A 22,060-nucleotide genomic window follows, 5' to 3' on the forward strand; every position below is an offset into this window, starting at 1 on the left:
CGGTGAGCAGGTGAGCCGTCAAAAGACCCCGGGAAAGCCTGGAATGGCCCTCCCTTTTCCCGTCTTTATGCCTTGAACTTGCCTTCGAAAACCACCTCGGCAACCGGCTTGCGGCTGTTCGGCGTTTCCCGGGCCTGCAGCCCCTCGGGAAGGATGGACTTGTCGCCGATCTTGCCGATCGCAACGGCCGCCTCGATCTTGTATTCGGAAGGCACGCCCAGAATGGTGGAGGCCTTGTCAAAGTCCACGCCCGTCATGGCATGCGTGAAATAGCCTGCATGCAGGGCCTGAAGCGCCATATAGCCCCAGGCAGCACCCGTATCGAAGCTATGGCTGCGGGACAGCTTCGGTTCGGAACCATCCGCAGGACGGCTGAGCGTGTCCGAAATGATGTAAACCAGAGCAGAGGCATTCTTGGCCCAGCCCTGATTGAACTCGATCAGGGCGCCCAGCAGTTCATCAAAGTGGGCGTCACCCTTGAGGGCGTAGACGAAACGCCATGGCTGGAGATTGAAGGCCGAGGGTGCCCAGTGGCCTGCTTCCAGAATGCTGAACAGAACGTCCTTGCTGATGGCTTCGCCGCTGAAGGCACGGGGAGACCAACGATCGAGAAAAAGCGGATTGATATCATATTCGGACGTGCGGTTGTTGCTGTTCGTCATGGTGATCCTGTCCTTCAAAGCTTGTCTTGGGAGGAATATGTCAATGTATAGTGGCGCAGGTGGAGTGCGTCATGCTCCCGAAACCATGAAAGCGCCATTGGTTTCCCGGGAAACGCAAAAAGACATAGAGCGCGGCCTCGGCGGGCGCAAGCCGAGAGGAAGGGTCAAGCAGTGCGGTGCCTGTGACAGGCCCGTGATTATCCGGGGGACAGACGGCTGGAAAAGTTAACTTCTTTGGCCCATATTGCCTTGACAGGCGCCAGTTCTGACGCAGAAAAACACAGTGTTTCCCGGTGTCGAAGGAGGATTTCGGCTCCCTGAAACCATCCAGGCGAGGAAAGCCTTCGATGTTCTATCAGCTCTATGAAATGAATCATGCGGCTATGGCGCCTTTCCGGGCGACAGCGGATGCGATGCGCCTGGCCATCTCTAACCCCCTTAATCCGCTCTCCCACACCGTGCTGGGCCGCACGTTTTCCGCCAGCCTTGAAGTGTTCGAGCGCACGACCCGCCGCTATGGAAAGCCGGAATTCGGCCTCGGGACCACGATGATCGATGGACAGCCGGTCAAGGTCACCGAAGTGGTCACCTGGAAAAAGCCCTTCTGCAATCTCATCCACTTCAATCGCTCCCTGAAGACGCCGCGTCCGGATGATCCGAAAATCCTGGTTGTCGCGCCGATGTCCGGCCATTATGCGACCCTGCTGCGCGGCACCGTCGAGGCTCTGTTGCCGCAGGCGGATGTCTACATCACCGACTGGATCGACGCGCGCATGGTGCCGATGACCGAGGGGGTGTTCGATCTCGATGATTACATCGATTACGTCATCCAGATCCTGCACCATCTCGGCCCGCGCACCAACGTGGTCGGCGTCTGCCAGCCCTCGGTGCCGGTGCTGGCTGCCGTGGCGCGCATGGAGGCGGAGAACGATGTCTTCGCGCCGTCCAGCATGACGCTGATGGGTGGACCGATCGATACCCGCATCAACCCCACCGCCGTCAACGAACTGGCCAAGAACAAGCCGCTCGAATGGTTCCAGGAAAACGTCATCATGCCGGTGCCGTGGCCGCAGCCGGGCTTTATGCGCCCCGTCTATCCGGGCTTCCTGCAATTGTCCGGCTTCATGTCGATGAACCTCGACCGGCATATGATCGCCCACAAGGACTTCTTCATGCACCTCGTCAAGAATGATGGCGAGCCGGCGGAGAAGCACCGTGACTTCTATGATGAATATCTCGCCGTCATGGATCTGACCGCCGAGTTCTATCTCCAGACGGTCGATACGGTCTTCATGAAACATTCCCTGCCCAAGGGCGAGATGACCCATCGCGGCAAGCCCGTGGACCTGACCGCAATCCGCAACACCGCGCTTTTGACGGTGGAAGGCGAGAATGACGATATCTCCGGCGTTGGCCAGACCAAGGCGGCGCAGGATCTCTGCATCAACATTCCTGAAAACAAGCGGTTGCATTACATGCAGCCGGATGTCGGCCATTATGGCGTGTTCAACGGGTCGCGCTTCCGCAAGGAGATCGCGCCGCGCATCGTCGCCTTCGCCAAGGAGCATTCCAAGCCGTCTTCGAGCGTGGTGAAGCGGGTAATCAAGGGCGGCAAGTCGGCCTGATACCAAAAAAAGCCAGCGATTTTCAAAGCCTCCCTGCCGCCATGACTTGAAGAGCCTTGGCGGCATTCCCACTTCGAGTGGTGCCGGTGTGGATATTATGCACCGGAGAAAAGCGAGGATCTTTGAAATGAACCAATCAGCATTGCTGCGACCCGGCTGGACGCCGGCCACAGTGGCCCTGATGGTGGTCGGCTTCATGGTTTTCTGGCCGCTGGGCCTGGCCATGCTGGCTTACATCCTCTTCGGTCAGAAATTCACCGGTTACAGAGACGGAAACGGGGTGAGGGACGTCATGATGTGGAAATGCAGTCATAAACGTCGCCGCCATCATCACCGCCGTTTTTCCGACAGTGGCAACGTCGCCTTCGATGAATGGCGTCAGGCCGAGTTGGACCGCCTGGAGCGCGAGCGCCTCAAGCTTGAGGAAATGCGCCAGGAGTTCGAAAGCTATATGTATGAACTGCGCCGGGCCAAGGATCAGGAAGAGTTCGACCGCTTCATGCGGGAGCGTCCGATGAAGGGCGCCGATCAGGGCTGAATGGCCTGATACGCGAAATAACGACAGGATGGAACGCCGGCTCGTTTTCGGGCCGGCGTTTTTTCTTGACAAGGCGCAGTTCTGAACCGTGTAGATAAGGCCCATGTTTCCGCTGTTCCTGCAAAGACCCGCCCGCCAACCGAAACCACCTGCCAACCGCCGCGAGCGGATGCTTGAGGTGGCAGGACGGTCCGTACCTGTCGTCATCCGGGAAAATCCGCGGGCCACACGGCTGACGTTGAGGATCGAACCCGGCGGACGCGCCTTGCGCATGACCATCCCCAAAGGGGTGCGGGAAGCCGATATTTCGGATTTTCTCACTCGCCATCATGGCTGGATCGCCACCAAGCTGGCGCGGTATGAGCAGGATCAAAGTCTGAAGGCGGGGGGCACGCTTCTGCTGCGCGGCGTGCCGCATCGTATTGTCCATACCGGCCAGTTGCGCGGCGTGACAGAGGCGATGGTGATCGATGGCGAACCGGTGATCCGCGTCAGCGGCCTTGAAGATCATCTCGGACGGCGGCTGGCCGCCTTTCTCAAGAAGGAAGCCAAGGCCGATCTGGAACGCCTGGTGGCCATTCACACCGGACGGCTGGGCAAGGCGGCGAAAACGCTGACGATGAAGGATACCCGCAGCCGCTGGGGCTCCTGCTCTTGGGAGGGAAATCTGAGCTTTTCCTGGCGCATTGTCATGGCCCCGCCCGCTGTCATCGACTATCTCGCCGCCCATGAGGTCGCGCATCTGAAGCAGATGAACCATAGCGCCGAATTCTGGTCCCTGTGCCGGTCCTTGTGCCCCGGCATGGACGAGGCCAAGGCCTGGCTGAAACGCCATGGTGCCGAACTGCATGCGATCGAGTTTGGCTAACGTTTTTACTCGACTCGATGGTCAATTCATGTCACTTCCGCAGCCATGAACCCGGATATCAAGATTTGCGGATTGAAGACCGAGGAGGCCGTTGAAAAGGCGGTTTCTCTGGGGGCAACCCATATCGGCTTCATCTTCTTCGAAAAGAGCCCGCGCAACATCGAGCCCGACCTGGCTGGACGCATTGCGGAAAAGGCGCGCGGCAAGGCGAAGATCGTTGCCGTGACGGTGGATGCCGATCCGGATGATATGGACGATATCGTCTATCTGCTGAAGCCGGATATTCTGCAGCTGCACGGCCATGAGAGCCCGGAACAGATGCTGACGCTGAAGGCGCTTTACGGCCTGCCGCTGATGAAGGCCTTTTCCATTCGCGATCCCGATGATCTGAAGCGGATCGATCCCTATATAGGTCTTGCGGACCGCTTCCTGTTCGATGCAAAGCCGCCTGCCGGATCCGACCTGCCGGGCGGCAATGGCGTATCCTTCGACTGGCGTCTGTTACAAAATCTTGACGCCAGCGTGGATTACATGCTTTCGGGAGGACTGAACAAAGCCAATGTCGCGCAGGCCTTGGCGGAAACGGGCGCGAGGGGTCTCGATGTCTCTTCCGGCGTGGAAAGCGCGCCGGGTGTGAAGGACCTTCGGCTGATGGAAGAATTCTTTGCCGCCGTGCGGCAGGCAAACGGCGCAAGGCCGCTTTCAAGGAGTGCACAGTGACTGAGAGCCCCAATCCCAATTCCTTCAGGGCAGGCCCTGATGAAGATGGCCGCTTCGGCATTTTCGGCGGACGCTTTGTTGCCGAAACCCTGATGCCGCTCATTCTGGACCTGCAGGCGGAGTGGGAAAAGGCCAAGAACGATGCCGAATTCCAGGCAGAGCTTCAGCATCTGAACACCCATTACACCGGCCGTCCAAGCCCGCTCTATTTCGCCGAGCGGCTGACGGCGGAGCTGGGCGGCGCGAAGATCTACTTCAAGCGCGACGAGTTGAACCACACCGGTTCCCACAAGATCAACAATTGCCTGGGCCAGATCCTGCTTGCCAAGCGCATGGGCAAGACGCGTATCATCGCCGAGACCGGGGCGGGTCAGCACGGCGTCGCTTCCGCGACTGTTGCGGCGCGCTTCGGTATTCCCTGCGTTGTCTATATGGGCGCCACCGATGTCGAGCGTCAGGCGCCGAATGTTTTCCGCATGAAGCTTCTGGGCGCTGAGGTAAAGCCCGTCACCTCCGGCCATGGCACGCTGAAAGATGCGATGAACGAGGCGTTGCGCGACTGGGTGACCAATGTCGATGACACCTATTACATGATCGGCACGGCGGCTGGCCCGCATCCCTATCCGGAAATGGTGCGCGAGTTCCAGTCGGTCATCGGCAAGGAAGCCCGCGAGCAGATGCTGGCCGCTGAAGGCCGGCTGCCGGATATGCTGATTGCCGCCGTGGGCGGCGGCTCCAATGCCATCGGTCTCTTCCATCCCTTCCTCGATGACACGAGCGTCAAGGTCGTGGGCGTTGAAGCCGGCGGCAAGGGGCTTGAGGGTGAGGAACACTGCGCCTCGCTGACCGCCGGTTCTCCCGGTGTGCTGCATGGCAACCGCACCTATCTGCTGCAGGACAGTGACGGTCAGATCAAGGAAGGCCATTCCATCTCCGCCGGTCTCGATTATCCCGGCATCGGTCCGGAACATGCCTGGCTGAAAGATATGGGCCGCGTGGAATATGTGCCGATCATGGACCATGAGGCGCTGGAAGCCTTCCAGATGCTGACCCGCACCGAGGGCATCATTCCGGCGCTGGAGCCGAGCCACGCGCTGGCGGAAGTCATCAAGCGCGCGCCGAAAATGGGCAAGGACGAGATCATCCTGATGAACCTCTGCGGCCGCGGCGACAAGGACATCTTCACCGTGGGCAAGATTCTGGGAATGGGGCTCTGACATGACCGCACGTATGGACAAACGCTTCCGTGACCTGAAGGCGGAAGGCCGCCCGGCGCTGGTGACCTATTTCATGGGCGGCGACCCGGATTTCGACACGTCTCTGGCCATCATGAAGGCGCTGCCGGAGGCCGGTGCCGATGTGATCGAGCTGGGCATGCCCTTTTCCGACCCGATGGCGGACGGTCCGGCCATTCAGCTGGCCGGTCAGCGGGCTCTGAAGGCCGGTCAGACCCTGGTGAAAACACTGGACTTGGCCCGGAGATTCCGCGAGGGGGACAAGGACACCCCGATCGTGATGATGGGCTATTACAACCCCATCTACATCTACGGCGTCGAGCGCTTCCTTGACGATGCGCTGGAGGCTGGAATCGATGGCCTGATCGTCGTGGACCTGCCGCCGGAAATGGATGACGAGCTTTGCCTGCCTGCGCGCAAACGCGACATCAACTTCATTCGTCTTGCCACGCCGACCACGGATGAAAAGCGCCTGCCAACGGTGCTTAAGAATACGTCCGGCTTTGTATATTACGTTTCGATGAACGGCATTACCGGCTCCGCCTTGCCTGATCCGTCGCGTGTCGGCGCGGCTGTTCAGCGCATCAAGGCGCATACGGATTTGCCTATTTGCGTCGGCTTCGGCGTCAAGACGGCGGAGCATGCGCGGCTCATCGGATCCAGTGCCGACGGCGTGGTCGTGGGGACGGCGATCGTCAATCAGGTGGCCCTGAGCCTCGATAAAGAGGATAAGGCGACGGCAGATACGGTGCAAGCGGTGGTCACGCTGGTGCGTGGTCTGGCCAGCGGCGTCCGGGATGCCCGTCTTGCCGCAGCCGAGTAGCGCTCCTAAAATAGGGCCATTGGTAATAGGGAGTATTTAAAGTGAACTGGATCACCAATTACGTCCGGCCGCGCATCAATTCCATGCTGGGCCGTCGTGACGTGCCGGACAATCTCTGGATCAAGTGCCCGGAAACCGGGGAAATGGTCTTTCACAAGGATCTGGAAGAGAACAAGTGGGTCATTCCGGCCTCCGGCTATCATATGAAGATGCCCGCCAAGGCCCGGCTTGCCGACCTGTTCGACGAGGGCGTCTATGAGGCGCTGCCGCAGCCGAAGGTGGCGCAGGATCCGCTGAAGTTCCGCGATTCCAAGAAATACAGTGACCGCCTCAAGGACAGCCGCACCAAGACCGAGCAGGAGGACACGATCCTTGCCGGTCTCGGCACCGTCAAGGGATTGAAGCTTGTGGCTGTTGTGCATGAGTTCAATTTTATGGGCGGTTCGCTCGGCATTGCCGCCGGTGAGGCCATCGTGAAAGCCTTCGAGCGGGCCTTGAAGGAAAAATGCCCGCTGGTGATGTTCCCGGCTTCGGGCGGTGCGCGCATGCAGGAAGGCATTCTCTCGCTCATGCAGCTGCCGCGCACCACGGTTGCCGTCAACATGCTGAAGGAAGCGGGCCTGCCCTATATCGTGGTGCTGACCAACCCGACCACGGGCGGCGTCACCGCATCCTACGCCATGCTGGGCGATGTGCATATTGCAGAGCCGGGGGCTGAAATCTGCTTTGCCGGCAAGCGCGTCATCGAACAGACCATCCGCGAAAAGCTGCCCGAGGGTTTCCAGACCTCGGAATATCTGCTGGAACATGGCATGGTCGACATGGTCGTCAAGCGCCACGACATTCCCGACACGTTGGCCCGCATGCTGAAGATCATGACCCGCCAGCCGGTGGAGCCGCAGAGCGGCAAGATGAGCATCGTCGAAGCCTCTCGTGCCGTTTCGGCCTGAAGCTTTTTCAACCGATATGAAGGGGGTATGCTTAGGCATACCCCCTTTTCCTTCCTGATCCTTGCGGTTCGCCCCGACCGTTTATATCCGCCTCGGACATGACCATGATTGACAAAGCCCCAAGCGAGGCTGAACGGATTATCAACGAGTTGATGGGCCTGCATCCCAAGGGGTTCGATATGACCCTGGGCCGCATGCGGCGGCTGCTGGAGACGCTTGGCAACCCGCAGGATCGCCTTCCGCCGGTCATTCATGTGGCGGGCACCAATGGCAAGGGCTCCGTCAGCGCTTTCAGCCGGGCGCTTCTGGAAGCGGGCGGCAAATCCGTGCATGTCCATACCTCGCCGCATCTCGTCAACTGGCATGAGCGTTACCGCATCGGCGTTACCGGCGGCCGGGGCAGGCTGGTGGAGGATGCCGTGCTGGCCGACGCGCTGACCCGCGTGGCCAAGGCCAATGACGGGCAGGCGATCACGGTTTTCGAACTGCTCACCGCCACCGCCTTCGTGCTGTTTTCCGAAATTCCGGCGGATGCCGTCATTCTGGAGGTTGGCATGGGCGGACGGCTGGATTGCACCAATGTGGTGGATGATCCGGCGGTTTCGGTCATCATGCCGATTTCTCTGGATCATCAGGCCTATCTGGGGGATCGGGTGGAACTGATCGCCGCCGAGAAGGCAGGCATCATGAAAAAATCCTGCCCGGTGGTGATTGGTCAGCAGCCCTATGAGGAAGCCCGGGATGTGCTGATCGAGACGGCGGAACGGCTGCGCTGCCCGCATTTCGTCTTCGGCCAGGATTATATTTCGTTCGAGGAACATGGCCGCCTGATCTATCAGGACGAAACGGGCCTGATGGACCTGGCCCTGCCACGCCTGCCGGGCCGTCATCAATATGCCAACGCCGCAGCGGCCATCCGCGCCGTCAAGGCGGCAGGCTTTACCGTGACCGAAGCCATGGCCGATGCCGCCATGGCCGATGTGGAATGGCCGGGCCGCCTGCAAAGGCTGACCTGGGGCCATCTCGTGCGCCAGGCACCCGCCAATGCCGAGCTTTGGGTGGATGGCGGCCATAATCCCGGTGCCGGTGAGGTGATTGCCGAAGCCATGGCGGGGCTGGAAGAGCGCCAGCCGCGCCCGCTCTATCTCATCGCCGGAATGCTGAACACCAAGGAGCCGCTGGGCTATTTCAAGGCCTTCGAAGGATTGGCGAAACAGGCCTTCACCGTTCCGATCGACAGCAGCGATGCCGGGCTCGATCCCGTTGTGCTGGCTAACTTCGCCTGCGATGCCGGCGTCATCGCCGAGCCGCTCTCCTCGCTTGCGGAAGCATTGGCGGCGATCCGCGAGCGCACGGCAGGCGACCCTATCCCGCCACGCATCCTGATCGGTGGTTCTCTCTATCTCGTCGGATCGGCGCTGGCCGAGAACGGCACGCCACCGAAGTGAGGAGGCTGTTCGCGGATCACGGTGTCGTATAATCGCTTAACGCAACTCAAGCTGGGGCCACTTCCAGTAGAGCATTTGAAAAAATTTGGGATTGTTGCAGCGCCAGGTGAGGTTATTTTCACTGTGGCGGCGCAGAAGCACGCGATAAAGGGGCATGCTCAGGAATTCGCTCTTTGTTTGCGATATATCGAGCGCGCTGTACAGTCACCGACATATGTTGGACAGGGACCGCAACACAAGAATCGAGGCGTGGAGCTTATTTATGAACACGTCATCGATAAAGTGATTATTCTTGTTGCCATACATCTCGAGAAGACAGAGCACGGTCTGTATATTGTGAAGTCGACCTACCCAATTTCCAAAGATAAACTTGAAAGACGGGTACGGAAAAAATTTCTGATTGCGACAAAATAAAACCCCGCTCTAGGCGGGGCTTTCATATTTTCGGCGGGTGCTAAAATCCGCATCTCTTGGTCTTTCGACTACTGACCACCTTTGCAGATGGCGCGTGGGGAAGCCGTTCCCACCTCGAAAACATATTTTAAAGTTAGGGTATAGCCGAGTGTTTGTCAACATTTGGTATGTCTCATGGCCAAAGCCCGGGACTCACCGCAGAACCACCTACCGATCCCGACAATAAAAAAGCCCGGCGAACCGGGCTTTTTGCATGTCGTCCACCTTAAATTCAGGCGGCGCTGGAAATCCAGGTGGAAAGGGCGGTCTTCGGCGCGGCGCCAACCTTGATGTCGGCCACTTCGCCGCCCTTGAACATGGCAAGCGTCGGGATGGAGCGCACGCCGAACTTGGCGGCGAGATCCGGATTTTCGTCGATATTGATCTTGGCAACCTTGACCTTGCCGGCCATTTCGGTGGCAATTTCTTCAAGGCTGGGGGCGATCATCTTGCAGGGGCCGCACCATTCGGCCCAGAAGTCCACGACAACGGGCTCGGCGGACTGCAGGACTTCCGCATCGAAATTCGAACTGTCAACTTTGATGGTAGCCATTGGCTGCTCCTTGGAAGGGGTATTGAACGTCATATAGGACGGAAGCCCCCCTTATTTCAATGTTCTCTTTGGTCTGAAGCAATTCCCGCTGCAAAACCGGCTTCACTTTTTCTGGATTGTTCCATCGCCTGTTCCGGGGAAAGGAGAAGCTGAATGACTTTCTCTTATTGTTTCCCAATACTTGCTGAAAGGACGCGTGTTTGACATTTTGCAACTTCCTGCTTCAGGCGGAGGACTGCACTGCGTCAAGCGCATTCCTCAAGGCCTGTTCGCTCAGGCGGATGAGTGCCGGACCTTCGGTATAGACCAGCAGGCATTCCACGGGTTTGTCGGGATAAAGCGGCAGCAGCAACTCACGGTAAATGGCAAGCTGCGCCACATGCGCGAAGGGGGCATCTTCTTCCCGGCGCGGCGGTTTGCGGTTGGTTTTGTAATCGAGAATGATAACCCTGTCCGCTGTGACTGTCATGCGGTCCACGCGGCCGGAGACAGCGCGTAACTCTCGACCCAGGCGGATCGTACCCATCACTGTCAGTTCGGCTTGCGCTTCGTTTGAAAAGACCGGCGAAAGATCGGGCAGCGCCAGAATCTCCATGACAGAGCGCACCAGCGCCTCCCGTTCGGCCCGTGGCCAGAAGCGCGCAGCGCGCTCGGCATAGCGCGTGGCGGCGGCCTGGCGCTCGTCTTGCGGCAGGGCAGGCAGGATTTGCAGCATCCGGTGAACGAGGCGGCCCTTCTGCATGGCAAGCCCCATATCCTCGCCCTCATCGAAGAGGGGGGAGGTCAACATCAGGTCGCCATCCTCGTCGTTTATCGTCAGTCCTGCGCCTGAAGGGCTCAAAGGGCGTGGCACCGGCGGCGCGGGCGGGGCGGGGGTAAGAAGCGCCAGCGGCAGGTCTTCCTTTGTCTTGATGCTGGCTTTGGCCATGTGCTGCTCAAAGCGACGGCCCCTGTCTGGCAGGCTCCAGAGCAGGCCCTGCCATTCGCCCTCTGCGGTTCGGTAGGTATGGGGCTGGCAATGCTGCTCATTGAGCGGCAGGGCGTTGGAAATCATCTGGTGCCAGGTATCCGGCTGTTCTTTCTTACCGCGATAGCCACAGACGATCAGCCGGTCGGCAGCGCGCGTCATGCCGACATAGAGAAGGCGGCGATATTCCTCCTCCGTTGCCTGTTGCAGCCGCGCCTTGTCGGCCGCCGTTACGGCGGTGTCCAGCGCCTTGACAGGTGCCCAGATGGGAAAATCCATCTCTTCGCCCGGCACCAGGCGAAATTTGGCGAGGTGGCTGTGGTTGAAAGCCTTCGAGCCGTCATCCACCAGAAACACCACCGGCGCTTCCAGCCCCTTGGAGGCATGGACGGTCATAATGCGTACTTCGCTACGCTCCTTGTCCTGCTCGCGCTTCACCTCCGGCGCTTCCTGCTCCAGCGTGGTGATGAAGGATTGCAGGCCGGGCAGGCCGCTTTGCTCGTGCGACAGCGCGAAGGTCAGGAATTCATCGAGAATATCGCTGACTTCGCTGCCAAGCCGCGCCAGAAAGGCCCGCCGTCCGCCCATCGGCCCCAGCACCCGGGCATAGAAATCATGCGGCTGCGCCTTGCGGCCCAGGGCGCGATAATGCTCCAGCCGATCCAGCACGCTTTGCCAGTTCTCCGCCCCCCCTTCGGCCAGACGCCGGATTTCGGTGAGCACGGTGCCGTCCTCCCGTTTGGCGGCCACCTCGAAGACATGCTCCTCCGAAAGATCGAAAAGCGGGCTTTTCAACAGCGCCGCCAGCGAAAGATCATCGGAGGGCAAGAGTACGAAGCGGCCCAGCGCCATCAGATCCTGCACGGCGATATGGCCGGTGAGTCTCAGCCGGTCGGCACCGGCCACGGGAATATTGTTGCGCCGCTTGAGCGCCCGCGTCAGCGCATTGACGAAGCCGCCGCGCTTGCGCACCAGAATGAGAATATCGCCGGGTTCGATGGGACGCTCGCGGTCCTTCTCGATAATGGTTTCGCGCCCGATCATTGCCTCGATGCGGCCCGCAATGCGCCGCGCCAGCATGGCGGAGGGGGCGCTTTCCGGGGTGGAATCGAAGGGGGCGGTCCAGTCCTCCTCGCTTTCGGTGGTCTCCGGCTTGATCATCTCCCACACTTCCACCGCGCCGGGATGGCCGTTGCGACTGGAGCGATGCACCACCTCATCGCCCAGCGCTGAAAGGCCTCGGGCGTTTTCAGCAACGGAGAACACCTGGTCCACCGCCGAAAGCACGGCCTCCGTGGAGCGGAAGGAGAGCGGCAGACGAATGGAATGAAAGGTGCGATCGGCCTGCTTCACCTGCCGTTCGGCATCGCGGGCCTCCAGCGAGAAGCGTTCAGGCCGTGCGCCCTGGAAGGAATAGATCGACTGTTTCTCATCCCCCACCGCAAAGAAGCTGCGCAGGGTGGGACGGGCCGAGACGCCAGAGAAGAAATCTTCTCGCAGCGAGCGGATGACCGACCATTGCACCGGGCTGGTATCCTGCGCCTCGTCCACGAGAATATGGTCGATACCCTGATCCAGCTTGTAATGCACCCAGGGCCCGACATCACTGCGGGTGAGAAGCTCGGCGCTGCGGGCAATCAGATCCTCGAAATCGAGCTGGCTGCTGCGCTTTTTCAACTCCTCATAATCATGATCCAGCCGTGCGGCCAGCGTCAGCGCCGCAGCGGTTGCCTTGTAGAGCCGGAAAAGCCGCAGCCGTTCCCGGGCAGCCACCACATGGTCGCGGGCGCTGGCAATGGCATCGATCAAGGCTGGATTGGCAGTCTTCATCGCCTTGGCGATCAGCGAGACATCGGCCTTTGGCTTGCCGGCGGCGGTGAAGAAGGCGTCTTCCAGCAGACCGGCGCGCAGCAAGGGATCGGCCTGCCGCACGGCCCGTTCCAGAAGCTCGGCCGTGCCTTGCACGTTTACACCGCCCTTGGCAAAGGCAAGCTCCAGATAGGAAGAGAGCGTTGCGCCATGCAGGCCGGGCAGCGGCCAGAAGGTCTCGGCACAACTGAGTTCGGTTTCGCTGGCGGCAATCCCGAGAGCGCGGCGCAGAACCTGGTCCACCCCGCCGCGCCCATTGGCGCGGCGCAGAAAATCCCGCACCGCATGGCGATTGGCGACGATGTCGGCCAGCAGGTTTTCCAGCCCGAATTCATCGCCGATGCTTAGGACTTCCGCGAAGGCCTCCGCCAGATCGGCGTCTCCCTCCATGGCGGTGGCGGTGAGAAGGGAGCGGCGGGCCTCGGCCAGAAGCACGGAGGCGGCGCGATCATCCAGAACCGAAAAATGCCCCGCGACATTGGCCTCCAGCGGAAACTGGTGCAGCAGCGCCTCGCAAAAGGCGTGGATGGTCTGGATTTTCAAACCACCCGGCGTTTCCAGCGCCCGGGCAAACAGCCGCCTTGCCTCGGCAATCTTGATGCGATCCGGGCGTTTGCGCTCGATCTGCTCTATCCGTCTTGCAAGGTCTTCATCCGGCAGCGTCGCCCATTCCGCCAGCCGGTCGAACACGCGGTTCGACATTTCCGAAGCGGCCGCCTTGGTATAGGTGAGGCAGAGAATGGCCGAGGGCCGCGCGCCTGCCAGAAGCAGGCGAATGACGCGCTGGGTCAGCACATGCGTCTTGCCCGATCCGGCATTGGCCGACACCCATGCCGAGCCGCCCGGATCGGAGGCGAGCGTCTGCTGGCGGGTTGTCCAGTCGATCCATTCTGTCGGGCTGTCGTTCTTCGGAAGAATATCCAGCTCACTCATCGCCGCTGTCCTCCGTCTGTTCCGCCGTGGACCATTCCGCCACGCGGGCAAGGTGGTCAAAATCGCCGCTCAGATCGTTCTGCTGGAAGGGCAGGAGCCGAGAGACGAAGCCGCGCTTGCCGCTTTGTAAAAGCGCGACGAAACGGACCAACTGGTCGATGGCCTCTTCGGCCAGATCATAGGCGGATTTTGCCTTGTCGCCCTTGCCGGTCAACTCGTTATTGACGACATCCGTGGCAAAGCGTCCGCCGGGGCGAAGCCGCACATAGATGAGATCCTGCGGCTTCACTGTACCGACCGCCTTGAACCCGCCGCGCATCAGAACGGCTGCTTCCAGTGCCAATTGCGGATCGAGCAGGGCCCGTGCCTGTGTCGGGCTGGGATTGGAGCCGGTCTTGTAATCGATGATGTCGGCATGGCCCGCCCGCACATCGATGCGGTCGGCAATGCCGGTGAGGCGAATGCCGATCTCCTCCAGCTCTGCGCCCGCGCCTGCTTCCGTATAAAGCTTTGCCGGATCGCGCTGGCGCTGCCAGTCGATGAAGGCGCGGCCTACCTCGTCGAAGCGCTTGCGCCAGACGATGGCGATGTGCAACGGCAGCTTTTCCGCCGCAAACAGCTCATCGGCAATGCGGCTCATCAGGATCTCCGCCTCCGGACCGAGTTTCGGCGGCATTTCGGAAACGAAGCGTTCGATAATGGCGTGGTAGAGCGTGCCGCGTTCGGCAGCGCCCGGGTCGGCATTGAAGGGATCGACCGGATCGAGCTTCAGAATGCGCCGCGCATAAATGGAATAGGGATCGCGCCTGAGCCGTCCCACTTCGCTGAAGGAATAGCTTTTCGGCTGCAGCTCCAGCGGTGGACGGGGTTCTGGCCGTTCCGCCGGTTTCTGCGGCGGGCCCTGATCCAGCAGTTCGGCAAAATGCCGGAAGCGTTCGCCGCGCGCCTTCAGCCGCGTGGCAAAGTCGGTGCCGCCCAGCGCCAGCAGCCGCTTCAGAAAGCGTGAGGCGACGGTGGGTGCGGAGCCTTGCCGAAGCGCCCGGCTGTAGATCAGCCGCTTCGTGCCATTGGCCATTTCAAAATCATGGGCGAGCTGGCCGATTTGCCGTTCCGGCGGCTCCAGTCCCATATCCGTTTTCATGCCTCGCGACAGGAAAGGGTTATTGGTGGTGGTGCCGGGCCATGAGCCTTCATTCATGCCACCGAGGATCATGGTATCGACGCTTTGCAGGCGCGCTTCCAGCGCCCCGAAGATGAAGACGCGCGGATTGCGGAGCGCCTTCGGCTTCACCGATTCGCTGGCCGTCAGCGCCGCCATGATATCGATCCATTGCGGGCCGTCGGCGCTCATCTGGCCATCGGTCTCCATGATCTCGCCGAGCAGCCGCGCCAGCACGTCACCCGCTTCATCGGCCCAAAGCGGTGCGAGATCGCCGCGCTCATCCTTCACCACGGCTTCCAGCACCCGACCGCTCCGTTCCGCCCATTCCTTCAGCGTCAGGCGGCTGGTGAAGCGTGAGCCATCTTCGCGGGACAGCACATGGCCCGCCAGAGGCTCGACGGCCCGGGCGATGCGCTCAGCCAGATCGCGGGCGAGCGCCACATCTTCTTCGGTGACGGCGCACCGCCATGCAGGCACATGCCGTGTCTCGGCGAGATCCGCCATAGCCTGTTCGAAAAGCGGTTGCAGCTCGGCAATATCGAGGGGGGCGGTGCCGCCGCGCAGCGCAATCACCTCCAGGGCATCGGCGGCACCCCGGAAGGCTTGTTCCGTAAGCCCGAACCGCGCCAGCGGGTGCTTGAGCAGCGAGACGATCGCCACCGGATCGCCGGGACGCAGGATCGCTTCAAGCAACAACGCAAGCAGCGTGCCTTGAGGTGTGGCGGAAAAGGGCGTGCCTGCCGAGTCATCGGCCAGAATGCCGAAGCGTGAAAGCTCGGAGGCCACGCGGCGGGCGAGGTTACGGTCCGGGGTGATCAGCGCGGCACGGCTCTGGCCATCCGCGCCGTCTTCCTCCAGCGCAAGGCGGATGGCGACCGCAATGGCAATGGCCTCTTCGCGCTCATTGGCGGCTTCGATCAGGCTGACATCGGCAAAGGCAGCATTGATGCGGCTTGCGCCGAAGTCTTCGCGCCAGCGGGTCCAGTCATCCGTTGCCTTGGCAGGCGCAAGCGCACGGGAAATGATCTCGGCGCGGTCCTTGAGTTCTGGTACCGCCTCTTCCAGCACCTCGACATCGCGCCGCAGCACCTGCAGCTTACCCAGCAGCCGGTGCAGGCCATATTGCGGATGGGTGCGGGCCGTCGGTTCCGGCGGCAGGCCCGGGGGCTGTTCGCCGCCCACCCATTGCCAGTGTTCCTCCGGCATGGATTGATCCAGCCCCGGCAGAACGATCACCCCTTGCGGCAGTTTCGAGACCGAAACAATCAATTCCGAGGCGGCGGGAATCGAGCCAGTGGAGCCAGCCACGATCACCGGCGCGTCGGCAGGTAAATGCGCCAGTCGATCACGCATTTCCCGAAGCAGGGCATTGCGATGCCGCACGGGAGAGGAGCGGTTCAACTCCTCCAGCCTTGCGGGCCAGAAGGCGCTGGCAATGCCGAGAAAGGCCAGCGTCAATTGCCACCAGCTTGCGAAATTCTGCGCTTCGAGCTTTTCGAGATCGGCCCAGTCGCGCTCTTCGGTTTCCACGGCATCGATCAGTTCCACCAGGGCGCGGGCCAGCCACACGGCATCGGCGGGGCTCGCCGGGGCCACCAGCGGCGTATCGGCATGGATGGAGCGAACGATTTCCGGCAGCTTGTTGCGCCATGCGAGAATAAGCTGCGCCAGTTCCAGAAGCCGCACCGTGTTGCTGATCGGCGGGTTGAGATCAAGCAGGGCAGGGGCATCGGCATCGAAAAAGCCGGAATCCTCCTCCGCTTCGCCCAAGGGCTTGATCACGGGCAAAATGGCGGCCCGCCCGCCCAGAACCTCCACGAACTCGGCCCTGAGCACGCGCACCGCGCGCCGTGTCGGCACAAGGATCGTCACCTTGGACAATGAAAGCGGATCGCCGGGATCGTAGCGAAAGCCGGGGCAGAGACGACCGTCGCATACCGCCTCCGCCAGCAGCCGCAGAAAGGGTTTGGCGGGAGGTATGGTCCAGATTTTCGGCGCGCGATAGGCCATGGCTCAAGCGCCGGTGAGCGCGGGATAAACACCCTGCCGCTGCATTTCGGCTTCCGCCTCGCCGATTGCCTCCGGCGTGCCGACCGTCAGCCAGTGGCCCTTGAGGTCCAGGCCGAAAAGGCGGCCCTTGGCAATGGCGCGGTCGAAATAGATGTTGAGGTTGAAGGCGTCATCCGGTGCATCGTCCAAAAGGGAGGAATGCATGGCAATGGCTCCGGCATAGACCACGCCCTTGCTGTCGCCCGGCTGATAGCGGGTCAGCCGCCCGTCTTCGGCCATCTGGAAATCCACCTTGCCATTATGGCCTGTCGTTCGCTCAAGCGGCACGCAGAGCATGGCCATATCCATGCGGGCCGGATCGAAAAAGTCGGAGAGCCGTTGCAGATTGGTTTTTTCCCCCGCCGTTTCACCGATCCAGAACAGGTCGGCATTCATCACCAGCAGCGGGCCGGTGGGGAGAAGCTTGATGCCCTTGGCCAATCCGCCGCCGGAATTCATCAAGGCGGCCTGTTCGTCGGAAAAGAGAATGCGGGGGTGATCCCGCTTTTCCAGATGCGCCTGCATTTTCTCGGCGAAATGGTGGAGATTGACCACCGCCGTGGTGATGCCCGCCTGTTGCAGATGGTCCAGCGCATAATCGATCAGCGCCTTGCCCGCCACGGTCACCAGCGGCTTCGGCATGGTTTCGGTTATGGGGCGCATTCGCGTGCCAAGCCCTGCGGCCAGCACCATGGCGTGCTTTATGGTCATGATCGAGAATCAGCCTGCGGTTTTTTTCTGTTTACCGCAGATAAGCGAGGCGAGCCACTGCAGCGGAAAAGCGCTGCTCAGCTTTCCACGCTCAATCCGAGCTTATCGAGCCAGATTTTCAACGGCGCCATTACCTCATGGCGCAAGACCGACGCCAGATAGGTTTGCGTGCGCGGCATATGCTGTATATAGCCGGGCTTGCCATCCCGTTTCAGCAGCCGCACCCAGAGGCCCAGCAGCTTGCAATTGCGCTGTGCCGCCATGATGGCAAAATCCTGAAGCAGGGCTGTTCTATCGAATCCGGCTTCCGAATCACGCAGCGCCAGATAATGATCGAGCATCTGCTGTTGCAGGCCGGGCTCGATCGTGACCCGCGCATCCTGCACCAGCGAGGCAAGGTCATAGGCGGCGGGACCGATCATCGCATCCTGAAAATCAATAAGCCCGATGCGGTGAAGGCCGTGCCGATCCGGTTGCCAGAGCAGATTGGGGGAATGCACATCACGCAGCACGAGGCTTTGATGGTCGTGAATCCGGCTTATAATGCCTGTCCAGATTGCCTGATACTCCTGCCGCTCCGTCTCCGTGGCCTGCCGGTCGAGCTTCCAGGGCAGATACCAATCCAGCAGCAATTCTGTTTCAAAGCCCATGGCGGCGGCGTCGAAATCGGGGATGCGGTGGATGTGATCGGGCGCCACAGGGATTTCACGTGAAACATTTTGACCGTGAAGATAGGCCAGAACCTCGGTTGTAGCGAGATAACGCTCGGCAATCGGCTTGCCTTCGTCATTGAGAACGCCGTCTGCGCCCAAATCCTCGATCAGCAGCAGGCCTTGCTCCGTATCAGCCGCAAAGATGTCCGGCACCAGCACGCCCATGTCCTTGAGGAGGTGGTCGACGGCGATGAAGGCGCGGCAGTCTTCCGCCAGATGCACCAGTTCCGGATAGGTCTTGCCGTCGCGGATGACCGGTGTTGCCGGGCGCTTCGGACTATCCATCAGAATGCGGCGCGGTTGGTCTTCCAAGTGCACATATTCATAGGCGCGATAATCCGCATCGCCGCTCAGGAAGCGGCGTTCCGCTCCTGCCATTCCGTTTTCGTTGAGAAACTGGCGGATGGACAAAATTCTGCGAATCCGGCTCAATTTCTCCGTCGGGCCGGTGAGGGTCAATTCTCTGCCGCCGTCCGGCGTGAAGGCATAATTCAGCCAGAGAGTCTGTTTTGGCAGGCGATCCTCAGCCTGGCTCGGCCATTCCACCAGGCAGACACCCTCTTCCAGTGCTTCGTCAAAGCCCAGTTCATCCAGTTCGGAGGAATCGCCCAGCCGATAAAGATCGAAATGCGCCACCGGCAGCCGCAGATCATAGACCTGCACCAGGGTGAAGGTCGGGCTCGGGACTTCCAGTTCCGCATCCTCGGCCAGCGCCCGGATCAGCGCGCGGGCCAGCGTCGATTTGCCTGCGCCGAGATCACCCTGTAGCGCGATGCAATCGCCGGGCTTCAGCGCCAGAACGAGATCCTCGCCCAATTGCCGCGTGGTGGCCTCATCGGGCAGGGTGATGGACAGAGAAGAAGCGGGATCGTTCATTCTGCCGCGACGGATTGCACGATCGTGCCGGTCGGAATGCGGCAAAGGACCGTGGTGCCTTGATCCGGCACGCTGTTGATCGCCACCGTTCCCTTATGCAGATGCACGAAGCTCTGGACGATGGAGAGGCCAAGACCGGCACCGGATTTCTTCCCGCCCTTGGTGCTGGAGGAGAAGCGCTGGAACACCGAAGGCAAGAGATCTTCGGGAATGCCGCAGCCGGTATCGGTGACGGAGAACACAAAATCCGCGCCTTCGCGCCAGCATTTCAGCACGACGGTGCCGCCTTCCGGAGAGAAGTTTACCGCATTGGTGAGAATCTTGATGAGGATCTGCTTTAGCCGCTGCTGGTCGGCAATGATCTGGCCCAACTGGTTGGGCGCGATGATATCCAGCGTCACGCCGCCTTCCTGCAGCCGGTCGGTCATCTGCATGGAGACGTCGTCCAGCAGGTCGGTCAGATCGATCTCGGAATAGTTGAGCCGCATGATACCGGCATCGACGGTGGCGAGATCGAGAATGTCGTTGACGATGGTCAGCAGCACGGCAGACGAGGTGGAGATATGGTCCACATATTCCGCCTGCCGCTGGTTGAGCGGCCCCATGGCTTCGGATTTCAAGAGATCGGTGAAGCCGATAATGTTGGTCAGCGGCGAGCGCAGCTCGTAGGAGACGTGCTGGACGAAATCGTTCTTCAGTTCGTCGGCCTTGCGCAGTGCCTCGTTCTTTTCCAGCAGCGCCCGCTCGGCCCGCACGCCATCGGTGATGTTGACGAAGGTCAGCATGGTCTGGGCGTTGGGCAGCGGGATCACCGCGTAATCCAGCACCAGACCGGAGAGCAGTTCTATCGTGCCCTGGCTGGAGGGGCGTTCATCCTCAAAACTGGTGATCATCTTGCCGAAGGCGCGCCAGCCATCCGGCTTGTCATAGGAGGGCGCGCAGGCAGCTTCGATGGCGCGGATATGGGTGCCGGGAGCGGCTTCTGCTTCGGTCACACCCCAAAGCGCCCGGAAGGCCGGATTGGAAAGGCGGATACGGCCATCGGGACCGAAGACCGCGACGCCCTCCGAAAGGTGATCGATGGTCTCGCCCTGAACCTTCACCAGCGTGTTGTAGCGGGTTTCCAGATCGACCTGCTCGGTGAGATTCTCGAACACCCAGGTGGCGCCGCCCTGCGGATGGGCGGAGGCGATGACGCGCAGGGTCTGGCCGTTCGGCAGGTGCCAGAGCGCCGTTTCCGTATCGATGGAGCGGTAGACGGCGAGGATATTTTCCTTCCAGCTTTTCCAGCTCAATTGCTCCGGCAGCTTGCCGGCGCTGCGCAACCGGTCGAGCAATTCGCCGTGATCCGGGCGCGATTCCAGGAAGCCTAGATCGAGACCCCAGAGCTGCTGGAAGGCCTGATTGTAGAATTGCAGCCGCCGCTCGCCGTCGAAAATCGCCACCGGCGTCGCCAGATGGTCGAGCGTTTCGGCATGGCTCTTCAGGGTGCGCGCCAGTTCTTCGCGCAGTGCTTCCTCGCGGGTGACGTCGATGGCCATGCCGCAGGAGCCGGTGGGGGTTTTGGTATCCACCACGCTGTAAAAGGTCCGGTTGCCATGCACGACGGTGGACACGGTTTCATGGAAGGGCGATTCCGGTGTGACCGTGGCGCGGATCTTTTCCCGGGCGATAGTGCCGAGAATTTCACGGCCTTCATGCACCACCTGGTCCGGGGTCAGGGCTTCCACGGCATCGCTATAAGCCTGGTTGACCCAGACAAGCTGACCTTGAGCGTCACGCTGCCAGACGGGCTGCTCCACCGATTCCAACAGGCTTTCGAAGGTCTGGATGGCGGTGGAAAGCCGGGCCTTCTCGATCTTCAACTCGGCCAGTTCTGCCCGCAGATTGTTGAGCGCCACGAAGCGGGCAAAGGCACGGCCCCCGGAAACGCGGCCCTGCACTTCCAGAACCTCATCGCGGTAGGTCTCAACGATCAGGTCGAAGCTCTGGGCATTGAAACGCAGACGTTCAATGGCCGTATCGAGGTCGGCGGCGGAGGCAGGCTTCAGCCAGCGGCCAAAGGCCAGAAAATCGGTTTCTGCGGTCGGAGCGCCGGTTTCCAGCGGCAGTTGGCCCAGCTGCTCGGGACGGTCGGTGCTGTTGTCCCAGATGACGATGCGGCGGTTCTTGTCGGCAATCAGCGCCTGATAACGGGAAATGCGCTGATTGGCATCGGAGAGCGCCGAGCGCATTTCCTGGCTTTCGGCTTCGATGCTGTTGCGCTGGCGCACCAGCCACAGGGCAGAAAGCAGGGTTGCAGAAATGGCGCCGATAACCAGCGCGAAGCCGACCATCTCGCTGGAGGAAAAGGTGCCGATGCCGCCAGCATTCTGGTCCTGGGCAAGGGCTTGAGACACAGGGCAGGCCGTCAGCATGGTGCTCGCGCTCAGCGCAAGCCGTACGGTCTTGCGCTTGACTGTCAGAGCCAGTCTCCCGGCGCAGTCCCTGATCTCCGCTTTTCCCCGTAAGAGCGGATGGAGTGTCCAAATTGCCATTTCCGGTCTGTCTCCATGCCGGAGTCACTGTGCATAAATGCCGCTGCACATGGTCTCCGACGTTCTGTTTGCGCATTCCCGAGCGAAAAACCGCCGCATGTTTTCCCGGAAACGCATGTCACCCACCACGCCAGTAGAACATGCCGCGCTTGCGCGGGCATTGCTTCGGGCATGGTCGAATCGAGTGTGAAAACAATACTGTGGATAAGCGGGAGCGGAAAGAGCCAAAGCGTTTTCAGGCGCGCCTCAGCCGCAGCAACGGCGCGAAGACCCTGAAAACAAAGGGAGAAAGAGAACCTATTTTCGTTAACCATATCTGTGCCGCCGAAAGGCCATACATGCGAAAGCCGCAGCCTTATTCAGGCTGC

At 60.8% G+C, this 22,060-nt stretch carries 16 protein-coding genes; 9 read left to right on the top strand and 7 right to left on the bottom strand.

Annotated elements, in window-relative coordinates:
* Window positions 1-65: 65 nt before the first annotated feature.
* A complete protein-coding gene (locus QO005_RS21455) occupies window positions 66-662 on the bottom strand; it encodes a nitroreductase family protein (RefSeq protein WP_307160057.1) in 597 nt (198 codons plus the stop codon).
* Window positions 663-1,009: 347 nt separating this feature from the next.
* Between QO005_RS21455 and QO005_RS21460 the strand changes: the two genes are divergently transcribed.
* The 9 genes from QO005_RS21460 (at window position 1,010) to QO005_RS21500 (ending at window position 9,283) form a co-directional block, all read left to right on the top strand.
* Window positions 1,010-2,287 (top strand): polyhydroxyalkanoate depolymerase, encoded by a 1,278-nt coding sequence (locus QO005_RS21460; protein WP_307160058.1) that lies wholly within the window; start codon window positions 1,010-1,012, stop codon window positions 2,285-2,287.
* A gap of 127 nt (window positions 2,288-2,414) precedes the next feature.
* The gene (locus QO005_RS21465) at window positions 2,415-2,825 is read left to right on the top strand and encodes a DUF2852 domain-containing protein (protein ID WP_307160059.1); all 411 of its coding nucleotides are present in this window, start codon (window positions 2,415-2,417) and stop codon (window positions 2,823-2,825) included.
* Between the two features lie 103 nt (window positions 2,826-2,928).
* On the top strand, window positions 2,929-3,693 hold the full coding sequence (locus QO005_RS21470) for a M48 family metallopeptidase (RefSeq protein WP_307160060.1): 765 nt from the start codon (window positions 2,929-2,931) through the stop codon (window positions 3,691-3,693).
* A 45-nt stretch (window positions 3,694-3,738) separates the two neighbouring features.
* Window positions 3,739-4,413 (top strand): phosphoribosylanthranilate isomerase, encoded by a 675-nt coding sequence (locus QO005_RS21475; RefSeq protein WP_307160061.1) that lies wholly within the window; start codon window positions 3,739-3,741, stop codon window positions 4,411-4,413.
* The gene (gene trpB / locus QO005_RS21480) at window positions 4,410-5,630 is read left to right on the top strand and encodes a tryptophan synthase subunit beta (RefSeq protein ID WP_307160062.1); all 1,221 of its coding nucleotides are present in this window, start codon (window positions 4,410-4,412) and stop codon (window positions 5,628-5,630) included. The genes QO005_RS21475 and trpB overlap by 4 nt, the downstream gene beginning before the upstream one ends.
* Window position 5,631: 1 nt before the next feature.
* Window positions 5,632-6,471, top strand: coding sequence for a tryptophan synthase subunit alpha (gene trpA, locus QO005_RS21485; RefSeq protein ID WP_307160063.1), 840 nt, complete (start codon window positions 5,632-5,634; stop codon window positions 6,469-6,471).
* 41 nt (window positions 6,472-6,512) lie between these two features.
* On the top strand, window positions 6,513-7,421 hold the full coding sequence (accD, locus tag QO005_RS21490) for an acetyl-CoA carboxylase, carboxyltransferase subunit beta (protein ID WP_307160064.1): 909 nt from the start codon (window positions 6,513-6,515) through the stop codon (window positions 7,419-7,421).
* Between the two features lie 98 nt (window positions 7,422-7,519).
* Window positions 7,520-8,869 (top strand): bifunctional folylpolyglutamate synthase/dihydrofolate synthase, encoded by a 1,350-nt coding sequence (locus QO005_RS21495; protein WP_370878131.1) that lies wholly within the window; start codon window positions 7,520-7,522, stop codon window positions 8,867-8,869.
* A 21-nt stretch (window positions 8,870-8,890) separates the two neighbouring features.
* Complete coding sequence (locus QO005_RS21500; RefSeq protein ID WP_307160066.1) at window positions 8,891-9,283, top strand: PBECR3 domain-containing polyvalent protein; 393 nt, start codon at window positions 8,891-8,893, stop codon at window positions 9,281-9,283.
* A gap of 271 nt (window positions 9,284-9,554) precedes the next feature.
* Here the strand turns inward: QO005_RS21500 and trxA are convergent, their stop codons facing one another.
* The 6 genes from trxA to QO005_RS21530 all read right to left on the bottom strand — a co-directional run bounded on the left by trxA (window position 9,555) and on the right by QO005_RS21530 (window position 21,692).
* Window positions 9,555-9,875, bottom strand: a complete 321-nt coding sequence (gene trxA / locus QO005_RS21505; protein ID WP_307160067.1) for a thioredoxin — start codon at window positions 9,873-9,875, stop codon at window positions 9,555-9,557.
* Between the two features lie 223 nt (window positions 9,876-10,098).
* A complete protein-coding gene (gene addA / locus QO005_RS21510; RefSeq protein WP_307160068.1) occupies window positions 10,099-13,644 on the bottom strand; it encodes a double-strand break repair helicase AddA in 3,546 nt (1,181 codons plus the stop codon).
* Complete coding sequence (gene addB, locus QO005_RS21515; protein WP_307160069.1) at window positions 13,637-16,816, bottom strand: double-strand break repair protein AddB; 3,180 nt, start codon at window positions 16,814-16,816, stop codon at window positions 13,637-13,639. Before addB ends, addA begins: the two co-directional genes overlap by 8 nt.
* Before the next feature lie 3 nt (window positions 16,817-16,819).
* A complete protein-coding gene (locus QO005_RS21520; protein ID WP_307160070.1) occupies window positions 16,820-17,566 on the bottom strand; it encodes a nucleotidyltransferase family protein in 747 nt (248 codons plus the stop codon).
* A 77-nt stretch (window positions 17,567-17,643) separates the two neighbouring features.
* Complete coding sequence (gene tsaE, locus QO005_RS21525; RefSeq protein WP_307160071.1) at window positions 17,644-19,155, bottom strand: tRNA (adenosine(37)-N6)-threonylcarbamoyltransferase complex ATPase subunit type 1 TsaE; 1,512 nt, start codon at window positions 19,153-19,155, stop codon at window positions 17,644-17,646.
* Window positions 19,152-21,692 (bottom strand): ATP-binding protein, encoded by a 2,541-nt coding sequence (locus QO005_RS21530; RefSeq protein ID WP_307160072.1) that lies wholly within the window; start codon window positions 21,690-21,692, stop codon window positions 19,152-19,154. Before QO005_RS21530 ends, tsaE begins: the two co-directional genes overlap by 4 nt.
* Window positions 21,693-22,060 lie beyond the last annotated feature (368 nt).

This window comes from Allorhizobium paknamense, from assembly GCF_030815125.1.
Lineage (GTDB): Bacteria > Pseudomonadota > Alphaproteobacteria > Rhizobiales > Rhizobiaceae > Allorhizobium > Allorhizobium paknamense.